The organism is Sphingorhabdus sp., assembly GCF_044354325.1.
Lineage (GTDB): Bacteria > Pseudomonadota > Alphaproteobacteria > Sphingomonadales > Sphingomonadaceae > Sphingorhabdus_B.
In genome coordinates this window covers 1-14,941 of sequence record NZ_JBILAF010000003.1, presented here as the reverse complement: position 1 = coordinate 14,941, position 14,941 = coordinate 1, and the positions used below count along the sequence as shown (strand labels likewise).

Sequence of the window (14,941 nt, the reverse complement as noted above, 5' to 3'; positions counted from 1 at the left end):
TATGGCGCGAGGCGATGGACAAAATCAAGGCGATTTAACCGACCAGTTAAACAGCGCCTTATGCCTGTTCGAGGACTTTGCGGCCTGGGCGGACTTTCATTTTATGGCCCGTCTTGGTCGCGAGTGAAATGTCTTTCACGGTTTGCATGAACACCCATTCGTTGGTCGCAGCCTGCGGCGTGAGCGCCAAGTGCATGTAACCGCGGTTGGATGTGTCTGCCCAACGCAATTCCTGCTTACTCGCGTCAAGCAAGCTGCGCGCGACGACGGACGGATCCGTGAACGGAACTGCGCTTTCAAAGCCCGGCGACGAGACGCTGTGGCCGCCAAATTCAACGCCCGCTGGCTTTCCGGCTTCTGGCAAGTCAAAAGCCCATCCGTTGTGGCTGTCGCCTGTGATGACCACAAGGTTGGCATCGGCGCGCTGCGCTGCTGACAATATGCGTGAACGCGCGGTGGGGTAACCGCCCCAATTGTCGAGATTGTAGGGCAGGCCCGCCTTCGCCGCAGCGATGCCCTGCCGCACATAGTTTATCGCGCGTTCAGGCGCAACGCGAGGGACCCAATCCATGGCGTTTTCCGGCGTGTAGCTATAGCCCATGTTCGTTCCGGTTCCGAGCAACGCCCATGTCGACTTGTCGCCCAACATTGACCGTGAAAGCCACGCTTCCTGTTCGGTTCCGAGCATAGTCATGGACGGATCGCGCCATGCCCCGTCGCGAAATTCTGCAAATGCCTTTGCTGGATCTCCAGCGCGCGCCAGGTCACCATGGGAATATGGCTTCGAGCGTGCGACCGCCCGAGTGTCGGTGCGGTAATATGTCGCGAGGTCGCCGATGGCATATTCTTTCCACGGCTGTTCGCCAACGGGCAGCCATTCGCGCCAGACCTGCATCGCTGCGTTGCGCCGCGCGTTCCAGTCACCTTCGTCTACGCTATGGTTCTGCGCGCCGCCTTCCCAAGCGTCATTCGCTGTTTCATGATCGTCGGTGTTTACGATCATCGGGAAATTGGCGTGCAGTGCCTGCAATTGCTTGTCCGAACGATAGCTGGAATAGCGCAAGCGATAATCGGCCAAAGTCAGAATTTCGTCAGCGCGCCGCGAATTTCGCGCCGCCATCATAACCACCGCGTCCATATTCATAGATATAGTCGCCCATGTGCAGCACAAGGTCGATGTCCTTGCGCGCCGCGGCATGGCCATATGCGTTGAATTCGCCAAAGCCCAAGTTCGAGCAAGAGAAAACTGCGATGTTGAAATTGGACGTTTTTCCCACAGGCAATGTCTTCGTGCGGCCAATAGGCGATATGCTGCCGTCGGGCGCAATGAAGCGGAACCAATGCCATTTGCCGGGCGCGAGATTATCGACCGTAATCTTCACGGTGTGGTCGCGCCATGGACCTGTCACCATTTGGCCGCCGCCCGCTATCTTCGAAAAATCCTGGCTTTCGGAAATTTCGACGCGGACTTTGGATGGACCGCCGGTCGGGTTTACATAACGTGTCCACAAAAGCACGGAATCGGGGCCAGGCTCACCACTGGCAACATTATGCGTAAAGCCGGTAAGGCCAAGCAGCGTCTGCGCCATAGCGGCTCCACCCGGCAGCAATAAGCCACCAATACCAAAGCCCGCAGTTGCCAACAAATTGCGGCGATTGATAAAAAATGACATCCCGTGCTCCCCCGATGATCCGATTCAATATTGTGTGTATCGCGCTAGTCAGCTGCTGTTGCAACCGTGTGACATGAAACCGATTCATGCCCGTTGATGATATATGAAGCGGTCACAGTTGCGTGCGCAGCGACCACAGTTCCGGAAAAGCGCGCTTGGACACGGTGCTGTTCAAATAGCTGACACCCGCCGTCCCGCCAGTTCCGGTCTTACCGCCAATGATACGCTCGACGGTCAGGACATGCTTGTGCCGCCACGTCGCCATTGCATCGTCCAGATCGACAAGCTTTTCAGCCAGCTGGTACAATTCCCAATATGTGTCGGGGTTGCGATAGACCGTGAGAAACGCGGCTTCGACCTCTGGCGAAAACACATGTGCTTGGCTCCAATCGCGTTCCAGCAACGCGTGCGGTATGTCGAACCCCGCGCGTGCCAAAGCGGCAATGGCATCATCCCAAATGCTTGGATTGATAAGCGCGTCCGTCATGGCCGCATGCGCATCTGGCCGGTCCTCCTGATATTTCAGAAAAGCCGACGCTTTGAGGCCAAGCAAATATTCCACGGTGCGAAACTGGTCCGATTGAAAGCCGGAGCTTGGCCCAAGGACATGGCGAAATCGTGTATATTCCGACGGCGTCATCGTCGACAACACGTCCCAGCTGAGCGTCATCACCGCCTGAATACGGCTGACACGCGCTAACGCCTTATACGCAGGCACAAGTGCATCGTTCTGGATTTGCGATCGCGCCAGTTGAAGCTCACGGATGATTTGCTTGAGCCAAAGCTCTTTGGTTTGGTGAATGATGATGAACAGCATCTCATCATCCAAATCGGACTGTGGATCCTGACAATCGAGAAGTCTGTCGAGCGCGAGGTAACGCGCATAGGTCATTGGGGTATCAGGTTCGGATGTATCGGCCATCCCGCGACTTTACTGTTTCAAATGAAACTATCCACCCACTTTTCGGCCAGTGCCTCGGCTTCAGCAACGCTGAACGGCGCGTTGCCCAAACTCAGTTCCAACCATAAACCATCGACCAGCGCCGTCAGCGCCACCGCGGCCAATCGTGTATCCGTCGGCGCGTTGGGACAGGCGGCTATCAGCCGTTCAATATCGTGTCTGTTTTCGGCGTACAGCTCATCATGAATTTGTCCGATCATGGGCGACGTTCGCGACAGGCTCCAAAAGGCTAGCCATGTCGCGAGCAAAGCAGGGTCGGCAATGGGTTCACGAAAACTGGCGGTGATAAACCCCAGCAATCGCCCTCGCGGATCTGATTCGGGAACCATTACAACGGCCGCGTGCATCGCTGCGGCAACACGTGTCCCCGTCGTCCGATATGTTTCCGCGATGAGCGCATCAATTCCATCGAAATAATGCCGCAGCAATCCCGGTGACACGCCAGCTTCCAAGCAGATAGCACGTACCGATACGCCCTGCGCTCCATACGTTCCCAGACAGCGCGTACAGGCCGCGATTAAGGCGTCTCGGCGGGTATCAGCGCTTTCGCGGGTGAAGGCTTGTCGCGCGCTCATCCAGTTGTTATACACTCGTATAATAAGGAGAGCAAGATGTCCGAATCAGACCTGCACATAGAGCGTGACAATCTGGACGGCTGGAGCCTGCCAGCATGGACCTATGATGATCCTGAATTTGCAGCGCTTGAGGTAGATCGGATTTTCCGTCCCTCATGGCAAGTTGTTTGCCATGTCAGCGATGTCGCAAACAGTGGCGACTGGCATAGCCTCGATTATATTGGCGAAAGCGTCATTGTGGTGCGCGGTGCGGATCAGGTGTTGCGTGCCTTTACCAATGTCTGCCGCCACCGGGGCAGCCGCTTGGTCGATGGATCGGGCGGATGCGCCAAGAAACTTGTGTGCCCCTATCATGCTTGGACCTATGATCTTGATGGCCGCCTGACGGGTGTTCCGGACAGCGCGTCCTACCCCACTTTGGACAAGGACAAAGCGGGTCTTGTCGCCGTCGACATGGAAATTTGGCGTGGCTTTGTTTTTGTCCGCCTGGAAAGCGGCGGCCCGTCGGTGGCCGACATGATGGCGCCTTATGAAGACCAAGTCGCACCTTATCTTTTCGAAGAACTCAGGGCACTTGGCCGCGTGACGATGCGGCCGCGGGCTGTAAACTGGAAAAATGTCGGCGACAATTATTCCGATGGGCTTCACATTCCGGTGGCGCATCCCGGCCTCACCCGGCTGTTCGGCAAAAGCTATGGCATTGAGGCAGAGCCACATGTCGACCGCATGTGGGGCGACCTTGTTGACCGGCCATCGGCCAACTGGTCAGAGCGCGGCTATCAGAATCTGTTACCACCAGTGCCGCACCTGCCCGCCGCCAACCAGAAACGCTGGTTGTACTTCAAACTGTGGCCATCAGTCGCCTTCGACATTTATCCCGACCAAGTTGATTTCATGCAATGGCTGCCAACTGGTCCCACCAGCTGCGTGATCCGTGAGATTAGCTATGTCTTGCCTGATGATCGCCGCGAAATGCGCGCAGCGCGCTATCTCAACTGGCGTATTAACCGCCAAGTAAATGCGGAGGATACCGTCCTCATCACGCGCGTGCAGCAAGGCATGGCTAGCCAAAGCTTTTCCATGGGTCCGCTGTCAGACACGGAAGTTTGCCTCAAAAGCTTCTGTCGCCAAATTCGCAACATCATTCCCGAAGCGCGCCTCGAACAACGCCCTGCGCAGGGCTGGAGCAAAAAATGACACAAAAATATGACGCGCTCATCATTGGCGCTGGCCACAATGGCCTTGTCTGCGCCTTTTATCTGGCGCGCGCTGGGCTAAAGGTTCGCATCGTCGAACGTCGCGATGTCGTGGGCGGTGCAGCCGTCACCGAAGAATTCCACCCCGGTTTCCGCAACTCGGTCGCAAGCTACACCGTCAGCCTGCTTCAGCCCAAGGTCATTTCGGACATGAAACTGGCCGACCATGGCTACCGCGTCATTGAACGCCCGATATCGAATTTCCTGCCACAAGAAGATGGCGGCTATTTGAAACTGGGCGGCGGGCTTGAGCGTACACAGGCGGAATTTGCGCGTTTTTCAAAACATGACGCCGCAGTGCTTCCCGAATATTATGACATGTTGGAAGGCGTTGCCGACGTCCTGCGCGATCTTGCGCTGAAATCGCCGCCAAATGTCGGTGACGGGCTGAAGACATTCATCGACGCTGCCGTGCAGGGACGCGGGCTGATGAAGCTCAACCTATCGCAGCAACGTGACGTGCTGGAACTGTTCACGAAATCGGCAAGAAGCTTCCTAGACAGCTGGTTCGAAAGCGAAGCGGTCAAGGCGGCGTTCGGTTTCGACGCGGTCGTCGGCAACTATGCCAGCCCGGATACGCCCGGCAGCGCCTATGTTTTGCTCCACCACGTCTTTGGCGAAGTGAACGGCAACAAGGGCGCTTGGGGACATAGCATTGGCGGCATGGGCGCGATTACGCAAATCATGGCGAAGGTCTGCGTCGCACTTGGCGTGGAAATCAGCCTTGAAGCACCCGTGTCCCGCGTGCTCGTCGATGGCGAAAAAGTGGCTGGCGTCCGGTTGGAAAGTGGCGAGGAAATCGTCGCCGACCGCGTGATCTCCAACGTTGGGCCCAAGCTGTTGTACGAACGCATGTTCGACGACGCCGATTTGAAACCCGAATTCAAACGCCGCGTAAAAGGGTTCAAGGCAGGCAGCGGCACGTTCCGTATGAATGTCGCGCTTTCCGAGCTGCCTAAGTTTACCTGCCTTCCCGAACCCGGCGAACACCACCAATCGGGTATCATCATTGCGCCGACGCTTGATTATATGGACCGCGCATTTCTCGATGCAAAGCGCGATGGCTGGTCGCAAAAGCCGATTGTCGAGATACTCATCCCGTCAATCATCGACGACAGCCTCGCGCCTGCGGGGCAACATGTTGCGAGCCTGTTCTGCCAGCAATTTGCACCGGAGCTTCCGGATAATGCAGATGGTTCCAAGCGCGATTGGGATGCCGAAGAGGGCAAGGCCGCCGATGTCATCGTCGACACAGTAGAGGCCTATGCACCGGGTTTCCGCGCATCCGTCCTTGGCCGGCAAATACTGAGCCCCAAGGGCCTCGAGCGCAAATTCGGGCTTGTGGGCGGCGACATCATGCACGGGAATATGAGCCTCGACCAATTGTGGTCAGCACGTCCTATTTTGGGCAATGGCGCGTATCGCGGACCGTTGAAGGGCCTGTATATGTGCGGTGCAGGTAGCCACCCCGGCGGCGGCGTTACCGGCGCCCCGGGTCACAACTGCGCTGCTGAAGTGCTGGCGGACAGAGGCATGCTGAAGCGGATCTTCGGCTAAGCCATAATGAAAAAGCCGGATCTATACAGATCCGGCTTCTCCCCCCCTGTTGCCCATGGCAACAAACTTTATGTCATTCATTTAATGACGAATTTCACCCTTCTTCCCTAAAAATTTTTGCAGGGAAGAAAAGCGAACAATTGTCAAAAATCGCGTGAGAATTTCACGCCAATCAGCCGTGGACGAATGACGTTATCATAAAACGCACCGCCAGTAGGGGTAGCCGGTGTTACGCCAGTTCCGCAGACGGTTTCAAAACATTGAACTCCGGTTCCTACAACGCCGTTCGTGTCGAACAGATTGGTTGCGAACACATCAATTTTCCAAACGTCGTCCTTAATACCAACGCTGATATCAGCGGTCGTATAGGCGGGTAAATTACCCTTGATTGCATTCTGCTCTGGGCGGAGGTCATTGCGCCGACCGCCGATGTAGTTGAGTGCAAACTGCACATGCCCATCAAATGCCCCAATCGGGAATTCATAACGCGCAACCGCATTGCCCTTAAGCTTGGCAGTGGTAGGCAGGCGTGAGCCAGCGGGTGCGAGTAATGAATTGCCGGGTGTTGAACAATCAAAGGTCGCGTTGGCAATGGCGCAGAAATCACGACGAATTTGCGCGTCATTGTAACTGAAGCCAGTGTTGATGCTGAAGCCGCCGGCACGATAGCCGACATCCATTTCAACGCCGCGAATACGGGCTATGCCGGCATTGCGGATTTCCGTCAGACCGTTGGCGCCAAGGAATGACAGTTGGATACCATTCCAATCTTCTTGATAGACCGCACCGTTCCAACGGAAAGCTCCGAAGGTCGTTTTCCAGCCCAGTTCATAATTGTCGAGTTCATCGGCGCCATATGGTGGCAACGAACCACGGCGGTTGATACCGCCTGGCCGGAAACCGCGCGACCATGTCGCGTACACAAGCGCATCGTCGTTGAATTTATAAGTCGCGTTAAGCTTGTGAATGAAATCGGTGTCGGACGTCGATTTGTCGACGTTCGTGCATGGCGATCCGGCGACCTTTGATGGGCCTTGGCAGAGATATGAGGGATTGCTGCTGTATCCGGGATTGCTGAAACCGAAAAAGCCTACAAGCGAGTTATCGTACTTGTATACGCGGAGGCCACCGGTAACGGTCAGCTTGTCAGTGACATCGTAACTCGCCTCACCAAACGCAGCATAATCGCGATCAACGCGAAGCTGTTTGGTAAGCCAAATATTGTCGACCGTTCCCTGAACCTGCAGATCGTCGGACAACTTATCGATGATGTAGTGCTGCTCAATGTCATGCGACTGACGCTGGTAAAACAGACCAGCGATGACACGCACTGGGGCATCGGCAGGCGATGATACGCGCAATTCTCCGAAGGTCTTCTTGTACCGGTCAATGCCCTGAATATACTGGTTCGGGTTAACCAAATTTCCGGCGTTATCATAAAAATAAGCGCCGTAGCCGGACAGTGCATCGTAGAAATACGCATAATCGGAATAGTCCAATTGTGTTTCTGACTTACGACGTAAATGTCCGCCTGCCGCAGTAACATCCCAATTACCGATCTTGCCTTCGATAGTTAGCGCAGCTTGGATCCACTTATCCTGGCTACCTTCGGGATTATACTGAACGGTCTGCAATTTTTTGGTTGTTTGACCCGAACGCTCTTGCGCAAAGCTGCCATCCGCATTTTGCACCTGACCCATCAAGGTCGGACGCACGGTCCAGTTGTCATCAAGGTCAATACCGAGCGCCAAACGCGCGCCGTATGTTTCAACGTCATTATAATTCTCTTCGACCAAAGCGGCGTTGCTCTGCCTGATGCCCGAAGACGCATAAGTGCGGCTGCCGGCGATATTGTCGATATAGCCACCGTCCTTACGGTACCAGCCGACCAAACGCGCGGCGGCGTTGTCGCTGATCTTAGCGTTGACGAACCCTTCCAGCACCTGGCCAAAATCGCCGTGTGCGGTATTGTTTATTTCGACGCCCCCCGAACCATAAGTGCCGCTGGTATCAGGCGCGTTGGTTACGAGCTTGATAGTACCCGCCATCGAGCTGGCCCCATATAACGTACCTTGTGGCCCCGCGAGTGCTTCAACGCGCGCCAAGTCGTACGCATGCAAATCAAGCGCGCCCGCAATTGTTGTGATCGGGAGCTCGTCGAGATACGTTCCTACGGTCGGCAATGAAGCCGAGTGGTTGGCATTCTCGCCCGAAGCTACGCCGCGGAAATAGACTTGAGCAAAGCCGGGGCCGCCCTGCTGTATCGTCACAGAGGGAAGAAACTTTACAACATCAGAGAATTCTTTGACCTGAAGCTGATCGAGCTTTTCATTGCCAATCGCGTTGATGGCAATCGGCACATCCTGCAGATTCTGTTCACGCTTTTGCGCAGTGACGACGATGACATTGCTGTCATCTTCAGCTGCTTGCTGCGCCATGGCTGGCGCTGCGAAGGCGGTTGATGTCAACAGCAAGACGAGAGCTGTTCGGACGTTAGACTTCTGACTTTGTAGGCGCATGCAGCGACCCTCCCTTGTTAATCTGAAATAAATAGGCTCCCAATTGCGTCCCCACGCAATATATTTTCGCTCTATCCGTCGTTTTCATACAATTTTACATTTCTGTGTTGCAACCCAGCAACTATGCTGCGGCAGGATAAATTTCCCACAAATTGCCAAGTGCGCGCTTCAACGGGTCAAGATGCGCCTCATAAGGTTTCCATTGGTCAACACCGTCGCGGTTGATGGGGCGGCGGACCTGTTCACTCGACGCAGTGCGCACGGCGCGCTTGTTTTCATGGAAATTCAGGCACGCATCTTCAAACGGCAGCCCCAGATATTCCAAAATTTTTCGAATTTCCTGTTCCGGATCTTCCAACAATTGTTCGTGAATGACGCGGTAAACATAGCCTGGTGTAACCGCATCAAAATGCGCCATCGCCCGCACATAATCCGCATAATATTGGCCCATATGGGCAAGGTCATAACTGAAAGCCTGCCCCTTGGCGAAATGCTGACGATAATTGGAGAAGCAGCAATCAAGCGGGTGCCGCCGTGCATCGATGATTTTGGCGTTGGGCAAAATCTGACGGATGAACGCCAGATAATTCCAGTTGTTGGGCAGCTTATCGATGAAAAATGGCTTTTCGGTTTTACGCTGGATGCGCGTGCGCTCGATGAACTCTGCGCCAAGCCTTTCGGTATCATCGGCGGATAGTGCAACGGTCGCATCGATCCAGTCCGACCCGCGCCCTTCACGCAGCGCCATCGCTGGAATGTCCGGCAATTCCATCGTCCCTTCAACCATGGAATGGCTCGCAAGGATTTGCTCGATCAACGTCGAACCCGCACGCGGCATGCCGATGATGAAGATAGGGTCTGGCGCCATATGCCCCTGCCCCGCGCGCGCTTCCCAAAATGGCGTGGTGAACTGGGCAATGATCTGATCGACCTGCGTGCTGACGCCTTGCGGATCATAATGCAGCTCCGCACTGCGCAGCGCATTGCCCTTGGCATAATGAGCAAAGGCGGCGGAATGATCCGCGCGCTCTTCGCTTGCCTTGCCCAGCGCAAAATGCAGGTGAAACGCGTCCTCGGCCACCAATCCGGCCGACGTCAGCGCGGCCTCCATCGCCGCAACATCTTCGTCCGAAAACTGGTAGGTTTTTAAATTGGCAAGGCTCCAATACACTTCGCCCAGCGTTGGTTCAACCGATATGGCGTGGCGATATGCAGCCACGCTTTCGTGCTGATTGCCAACGGTTTTGAGCATATGGCCATAGCTCATCCACAATTTGGCATGATCGGGGAAACGCGCGGTCAGTTCCTGATACAGCGATATGGCTTCTGCATAGCCCCCAATCCGCCCGAGTGCTGCCGCCTTCAAATTTTGCTGGACGGGATTGTCACCGTCGTCAGCGAGCACGGCATTCAGATGCTCAAGCGCCTCCGGAAATCGGTTCTGTTTATACAGCACCGTTGCCAGATTGGCACGCGCAGCGCCAAAGTCCGGCGTCAGCTCAAGCGTACGGCGAAGCAATGCCTCACTATCTTTCAACCGGCCTACACGCGCCGCCAATTCCGCCATCATACGGATCGCGGCAACATCAGTTGGCGCATCACGCAAGTGACCGCGCAACAGCGGCTCTGCATCCTCCAACCTGTTTTCGGAAAGCGCGACAGCCGCCGCCATAAGGTTCGGGTTGCGCAAAGCAGCTTCGATGGCGGGGCGGGCAGATATTTGGTTCATTGCGCACGGTCTATGCGATGAAACGAAACTTTTGAAGCGGCCAAATCATCTGCCGTATCAATGTCACATAATGTGCCCGCAGGTGCGGTTAGTTTTTCGGCATGGGCCAGAATATGCCGCGCGCCAGCATCCCCCACTGTCGCCAGCAAATCCGGCCAATGAGATCGCGGAAATATCGCGGGCGGCATGGGCTGTTTTCCATCAAACGATGCGACGACATCATCGGTGCACGCCGCGATCAGAGCCTCGACATGGGCAGCCTGCACGAACGGCATATCGGCCAGCGCGATAAGCAACGCCTGCGCATCGGTGCGCAACGCCGCCTCAACCGCGAGATGAAGCGAGCCCGATAGCCCGATGCCGGGGTTCGGGTTATCGACAATATCAAATCCCAAACGCTTATAATGTGCTGCAATAATTGCGTCGGGCTGACACACTGCGAAATGCGCCGCTGCCGCAACGCTGACCAGTTCATGCGCCGCACGCGCACCCAGTGGCGCGCCTTCAAAATCCGCCATCAGCTTATCAGCACCAAAACGCCGCGCATTGCCCGCCGCCAGCAGGACGATCGCTACGTCCTTCGCCTGCATCAACGTAAGCCTTGGTTAAACGCGCGGATCATGCCGCCCGCGATAGACAGCGCGATTTCGGGCGCGCTGATCGCGTTAATCGCAACGCCCGCTGGCCCCTCAATGCGCGCGCATTGTTCTGCACTGACACCCGCCGCCGAGAGCCGTGCAAGACGTGCCTGATGCGACCGGACGGAACCGAGCGCAGCAACATAGGCCGCAGGGCTCGCCAGCGCCGCCGCCAGCGCAGGGTCATCGATTTTGGGATCATGGCTCAGCGTCACAATCGCGCTACGGCTATCGGGCGCAAAGGCTTTAACTGCGTCGTCGGGCCAGCGGTCATCCAACCGGATTTCCGGAAAGCGCTCTGCCGTTAAAAACCGGCCACGCGGGTCGCACAATGTAACATCCACCCCCTGCGATACGGCAATGGCGGCAAGGGCGGATGCAATTTCGACCGCGCCCACAATCAGCAAACGGCGCGGCGGATGGTAGATATTGATGAAGCCAGCACCCGCATCATCGTCCAACAAGGCACTTCGACCCGATTCCAAATCCGTCACAACCGACAGCGCCGCACCGGCCGAGCGCGCATCGATGATATCACCAAACAGATGCGCCGGAAAACCATCGGCGGAAACAGGCTGCACCAGCACCTGAATATCCCCGCCACAGGGCAGGCCAACGTCCCACGCCGCATCGTCGGCAACGCCATATCGGCGGAGCACCGACGGCGCGCCTGCCAAAACCAATTGCGCGCGTTCAAGAACATCGCCCTCGACACAGCCGCCCGAAACCGAACCCACAAAGCGCCCGTCCGCATGCACAAGCATATGGGTGCCGACGGGGCATGGCGCAGATTTCCAGGTTTCGACCACCGTCGCAATCGCCATAGGCGCGCCTGCCCAGTCGATTGCGGCGGCAAGGATACGGTCGTGGTTGGCGCTGCCCATAGTCATGGCAATGCGCTAGCAAAGAGGCAGGAGCGTTGCTATATGAAACGCAGATTTGGGTAGGAGCTTATTTGCATGGCAATTCAGACGTCAATCAACGGCAAGCCAGTGGCGCTTGCGGCGGAGCCAGACACGCCGTTGCTATGGGTCATCCGCGAAGAGCTTGGCCTAACGGGCACGAAATTCGGATGTGGCATTGCGGCGTGCGGCGCCTGCACCGTCCATGTTAATGGCGAACCCACCCGTTCGTGCAGCCTTCCCGTAAGCGAAGTCGCGGGCAAATCGATCACCACCATCGAAGGTCTGAAATCTGCGGACGGTACGCTCCACGCGGTTCAGCAAGCTTGGATTTCTGCGCAGGTTCCGCAATGTGGCTATTGCCAGTCGGGGCAGATTATGGCCGCTGTGGCGCTTATCGAGAAAACCGGCAGCCCAAGCGATGCACAAATTGACGAGGCGATGACCAACATCTGCCGCTGCGGCACCTATCCACGTATTCGCAAGGCGATACATGCCGCGACAGGGCAAGCGGCGAAAGCGGCGAAACCTGCAGAAGGAGCGGCATAATGGCTGACACCCCCGCAAATGACGTGCAACCAGCAAAGCGCAAGGGCGTCAAGCGCCGTGCCTTCCTGATTGGTGGTGTCGCCGTCGTCGGTGCCGGCCTGTTCGGCATTACCATCGCCGACAGCAATGCCGCCAAATCCGCCAAGGCGCTTCTTGAAAGCGACGGCGGTCACATCTTTGCTACCTGGCTGAAAATTGGTGAGGATGACAGCATCACCATTTATTCGCCGCACACCGACATTGGTCAGGGATCGAACACTGGCCTTGCCCAAATGCTGGCCGAAGAGCTGGATGCTGCGTGGGATCAGGTGCGTGTTGTTTCTGCACCCGCAGAACCGGCGTTCGCCAATGTGGGGCTTGGACGCGCTTTCCTTGCCGATATGACGGGGCAGCCTGCGATCATCAATGGCATTCCGCAATCATTTCTGTCCTTCATCGCGCGGCAAATGAACCTTCAGATGACCGGCGGCTCAACCGCTTTGCGCTTCACAGGCCGGGTGACCTTTCAAAATGTCGGTGCGGCGACGCGGCTGGCATTGGTTGAAACCGCTGCCAAGCGCCTGAACGTTCCGGCGGATGAACTGACGACACAGGACAGCCATGTCATCCATGCCAAATCCGGCCGTGCGTTGCGCTATGGCGAACTGGCGGCGGAAGCTGCGACCTTGTCGCTCGACAATGCGCCAAAGCTGAAGGATCCGTCGCAATATCGCATCATGCGCCAATCGATGCAGCGGCTCGACATTCCCGCGAAGGTCGATGGCAGTGCGCAATATGGCATCGACTTTTCGGTCCCCGACATGCGCGTCGCAACGATCATGGCAGCGCCTGTGCGTGGCGGCAAATTGACTTCTGTAGACACCGCGCCTGCGTTGGCGGTCAAAGGCGTCGAGAAAGTCATCAAGCTCGATGATGCGGTTGCTGTCGTGGCGAAAGGCTATTGGCCCGCCATTTCCGGCTTGCGCGCGCTCACCCCAGAATTTTCGGACGGCGGCAATGGCGGCATTTCGACCGCGTCCATTTTCAAAGCACAGGGCGACCTGATGGCCAAGGGTGAAGCCGATAGCGCAGCCGGTGACGGTGATGTGCAGGAGGGACTTGGCGCAAAACCGATCGAGGCGACATATCAGGTGCCATTTTTGCACCACGCGATGATGGAGCCCTTTGCCCTGACCGCCCATTTTAAGGATGGAAAGCTGAATATTTGGGGCGGCATGCAGGACCCGCTTGCGACCAAGATGATGGCCGTCGAGGCATCCGGCCTCGACGCGGATGATGTGACCTTCCACCCGATGATGATCGGTGGCAGTTTTGGCCGCCGCTTGCCGATGTATATGGAAATCGTTGGTCAGGTCACAAAGCTTGCAATGCAATTGCCCTATCCCGTCAAGCTCATCTGGAGCCGTGAGGAAGAAGTCGCCCAAGGCGCATATCGCCCGCAAAGCTCCGCCGCGCTGAAGGCGTCGTTGACGAAAGAAAAGCGGATAACGGCATATCGCAACGACTATGCCCAACCCGAAAGCGCCGAGAGCGAAACGGTATTTCCTTATGCCCTGCCCGCCGTGTCGCGCCGGCATTTTGCACATGTTTCAAACCAGCAAACCGGCGCGTGGCGTTCGGTGAACTCGACACAGCAGGGCTTTTACAATGAAAGCTTTATGGACGAGCTGGCCCATGCAGCGGGCGAAGACCCGGTTGTATTTCGCCGCAATCATTTGAAGGCAGGATCGCGGCATTTACGCGTATTGGACGAAGTGGCCGCACGCAGCGGTTGGGGCTCCCCCCTTCCCGCGGGAACGGGTCGCGGCGTTGCACTGGTCGAAAGTTTCAGAACCATCGTCGCGCAGGTAATCGAAGCGTCGGTCGGTGCAGACGGCATGCCCAAAGTGCATAAGGTAACAACGGTCGTGGACGCCGGAAGCATCGTCAATCCGGACGCCGCCATGGCGCAGATTGAGGGCGGCATCACCATGGGGCTTTCGTCCGCAATTGGTGAGGCGATTACGCTTGAAAATGGCGCGGTTCAGCAAAGCAACTTGGCCGATTACCTGTTGCTGAAAATGGCAGGCGCGCCGTTGGTGATGGATATACATTTCCTCAACAGCGGTGCGGACATGGGCGGAATTGGCGAACCCGGTGTTCCTCCGGCTGCCCCTGCCTTGGCCAACGCGTTGTTCGCGGCCACCGGCAAACGCGTCCGCAATCTGCCCATCCTCACGCAAGCGAAGGCCTAATTTGCCGCACGCACGTTTGTTGAAGCCAACGGACAATCTGGAAATCGCCGAGACATTGGCGCGCGCGTTCCAGACCGAGACCGGATGGAGCTATGTCATTCCAGACGCAAAGCTGCGCGCACAGCGGCTTACGGGCGTGTTCCATTTGTTCTTGCGCGATGAACATCGCAAAGGCGCGGTGTATGGAACCGACGGCATAGAGGCCGTCACTTTATGGCGTGGTCCGGGGAATGCGCGCGACAGCATGTTGGATACCGCGCGGCTGATCGTACCGTTCGTCCAGCAACTGCGCTTTTCGATATTTCGCGGTCTCGAAGTATCCGACCTTATCGAAAAGCATCTGCCGAA

The 14,941-nt window shown here is 56.7% G+C and carries 12 protein-coding genes and 1 pseudogene; 5 read left to right on the top strand and 8 right to left on the bottom strand.

Features of this window, described 5'->3' with window-relative positions; genetic code table 11:
* Positions 1-58 precede the first annotated feature (58 nt).
* The 4 genes from ACIQ0G_RS00570 to ACIQ0G_RS00555 all read right to left on the bottom strand — a co-directional run bounded on the left by ACIQ0G_RS00570 (position 59) and on the right by ACIQ0G_RS00555 (position 3,209).
* A complete protein-coding gene (locus ACIQ0G_RS00570; RefSeq protein ID WP_397576222.1) occupies positions 59-1,144 on the bottom strand; it encodes an alkaline phosphatase D family protein in 1,086 nt (361 codons plus the stop codon).
* Entirely contained in the window at positions 1,092-1,673 is a 582-nt protein-coding gene (locus tag ACIQ0G_RS00565; protein ID WP_397576221.1) for an alkaline phosphatase D family protein, read from the bottom strand. The genes ACIQ0G_RS00570 and ACIQ0G_RS00565 overlap by 53 nt, the downstream gene beginning before the upstream one ends.
* A 112-nt stretch (positions 1,674-1,785) precedes the next feature.
* Positions 1,786-2,595 (bottom strand): tryptophan 2,3-dioxygenase, encoded by an 810-nt coding sequence (locus tag ACIQ0G_RS00560; protein WP_397576220.1) that lies wholly within the window; start codon positions 2,593-2,595, stop codon positions 1,786-1,788.
* Positions 2,596-2,612: 17 nt separating this feature from the next.
* Positions 2,613-3,209, bottom strand: coding sequence for a TetR family transcriptional regulator C-terminal domain-containing protein (locus tag ACIQ0G_RS00555; RefSeq protein ID WP_397576219.1), 597 nt, complete (start codon positions 3,207-3,209; stop codon positions 2,613-2,615).
* 36 nt (positions 3,210-3,245) lie between these two features.
* Here ACIQ0G_RS00555 and ACIQ0G_RS00550 point away from each other — a divergent pair, with 36 nt between their 5' ends.
* Together ACIQ0G_RS00550 and ACIQ0G_RS00545 are read left to right on the top strand one after the other, a co-directional pair.
* Complete coding sequence (locus ACIQ0G_RS00550) at positions 3,246-4,406, top strand: aromatic ring-hydroxylating dioxygenase subunit alpha (RefSeq protein ID WP_397576218.1); 1,161 nt, start codon at positions 3,246-3,248, stop codon at positions 4,404-4,406.
* On the top strand, positions 4,403-6,022 hold the full coding sequence (locus tag ACIQ0G_RS00545) for a phytoene desaturase family protein (RefSeq protein WP_397576217.1): 1,620 nt from the start codon (positions 4,403-4,405) through the stop codon (positions 6,020-6,022). The genes ACIQ0G_RS00550 and ACIQ0G_RS00545 overlap by 4 nt, the downstream gene beginning before the upstream one ends.
* A 143-nt stretch (positions 6,023-6,165) precedes the next feature.
* Here the strand turns inward: ACIQ0G_RS00545 and ACIQ0G_RS00540 are convergent, their stop codons facing one another.
* The 4 genes from ACIQ0G_RS00540 to ACIQ0G_RS00525 form a co-directional block, all read right to left on the bottom strand.
* The gene (locus ACIQ0G_RS00540) at positions 6,166-8,460 is read right to left on the bottom strand and encodes a TonB-dependent receptor (RefSeq protein WP_397576216.1); all 2,295 of its coding nucleotides are present in this window, start codon (positions 8,458-8,460) and stop codon (positions 6,166-6,168) included.
* Between the two features lie 202 nt (positions 8,461-8,662).
* Positions 8,663-10,270: a sulfotransferase gene (locus ACIQ0G_RS00535; RefSeq protein ID WP_397576215.1), complete on the bottom strand. Its 1,608-nt coding sequence runs from the start codon at positions 10,268-10,270 to the stop codon at positions 8,663-8,665.
* Complete coding sequence (locus ACIQ0G_RS00530) at positions 10,267-10,860, bottom strand: nucleotidyltransferase family protein (protein WP_397576214.1); 594 nt, start codon at positions 10,858-10,860, stop codon at positions 10,267-10,269. The genes ACIQ0G_RS00535 and ACIQ0G_RS00530 overlap by 4 nt, the downstream gene beginning before the upstream one ends.
* Complete coding sequence (locus tag ACIQ0G_RS00525; RefSeq protein ID WP_397576213.1) at positions 10,860-11,798, bottom strand: XdhC family protein; 939 nt, start codon at positions 11,796-11,798, stop codon at positions 10,860-10,862. Before ACIQ0G_RS00525 ends, ACIQ0G_RS00530 begins: the two co-directional genes overlap by 1 nt.
* 69 nt (positions 11,799-11,867) lie before the next feature.
* Here ACIQ0G_RS00525 and ACIQ0G_RS00520 point away from each other — a divergent pair, with 69 nt between their 5' ends.
* The 3 genes and pseudogenes from ACIQ0G_RS00520 to ACIQ0G_RS00510 all read left to right on the top strand — a co-directional run.
* Positions 11,868-12,359 (top strand): (2Fe-2S)-binding protein, encoded by a 492-nt coding sequence (locus ACIQ0G_RS00520; RefSeq protein ID WP_397576212.1) that lies wholly within the window; start codon positions 11,868-11,870, stop codon positions 12,357-12,359.
* On the top strand, positions 12,359-14,593 hold the full coding sequence (locus ACIQ0G_RS00515) for a molybdopterin cofactor-binding domain-containing protein (protein ID WP_397576211.1): 2,235 nt from the start codon (positions 12,359-12,361) through the stop codon (positions 14,591-14,593). The genes ACIQ0G_RS00520 and ACIQ0G_RS00515 overlap by 1 nt, the downstream gene beginning before the upstream one ends.
* Position 14,594: 1 nt before the next feature.
* Positions 14,595-14,941: pseudogene (locus tag ACIQ0G_RS00510) on the top strand (GNAT family N-acetyltransferase); the annotation flags it as partial.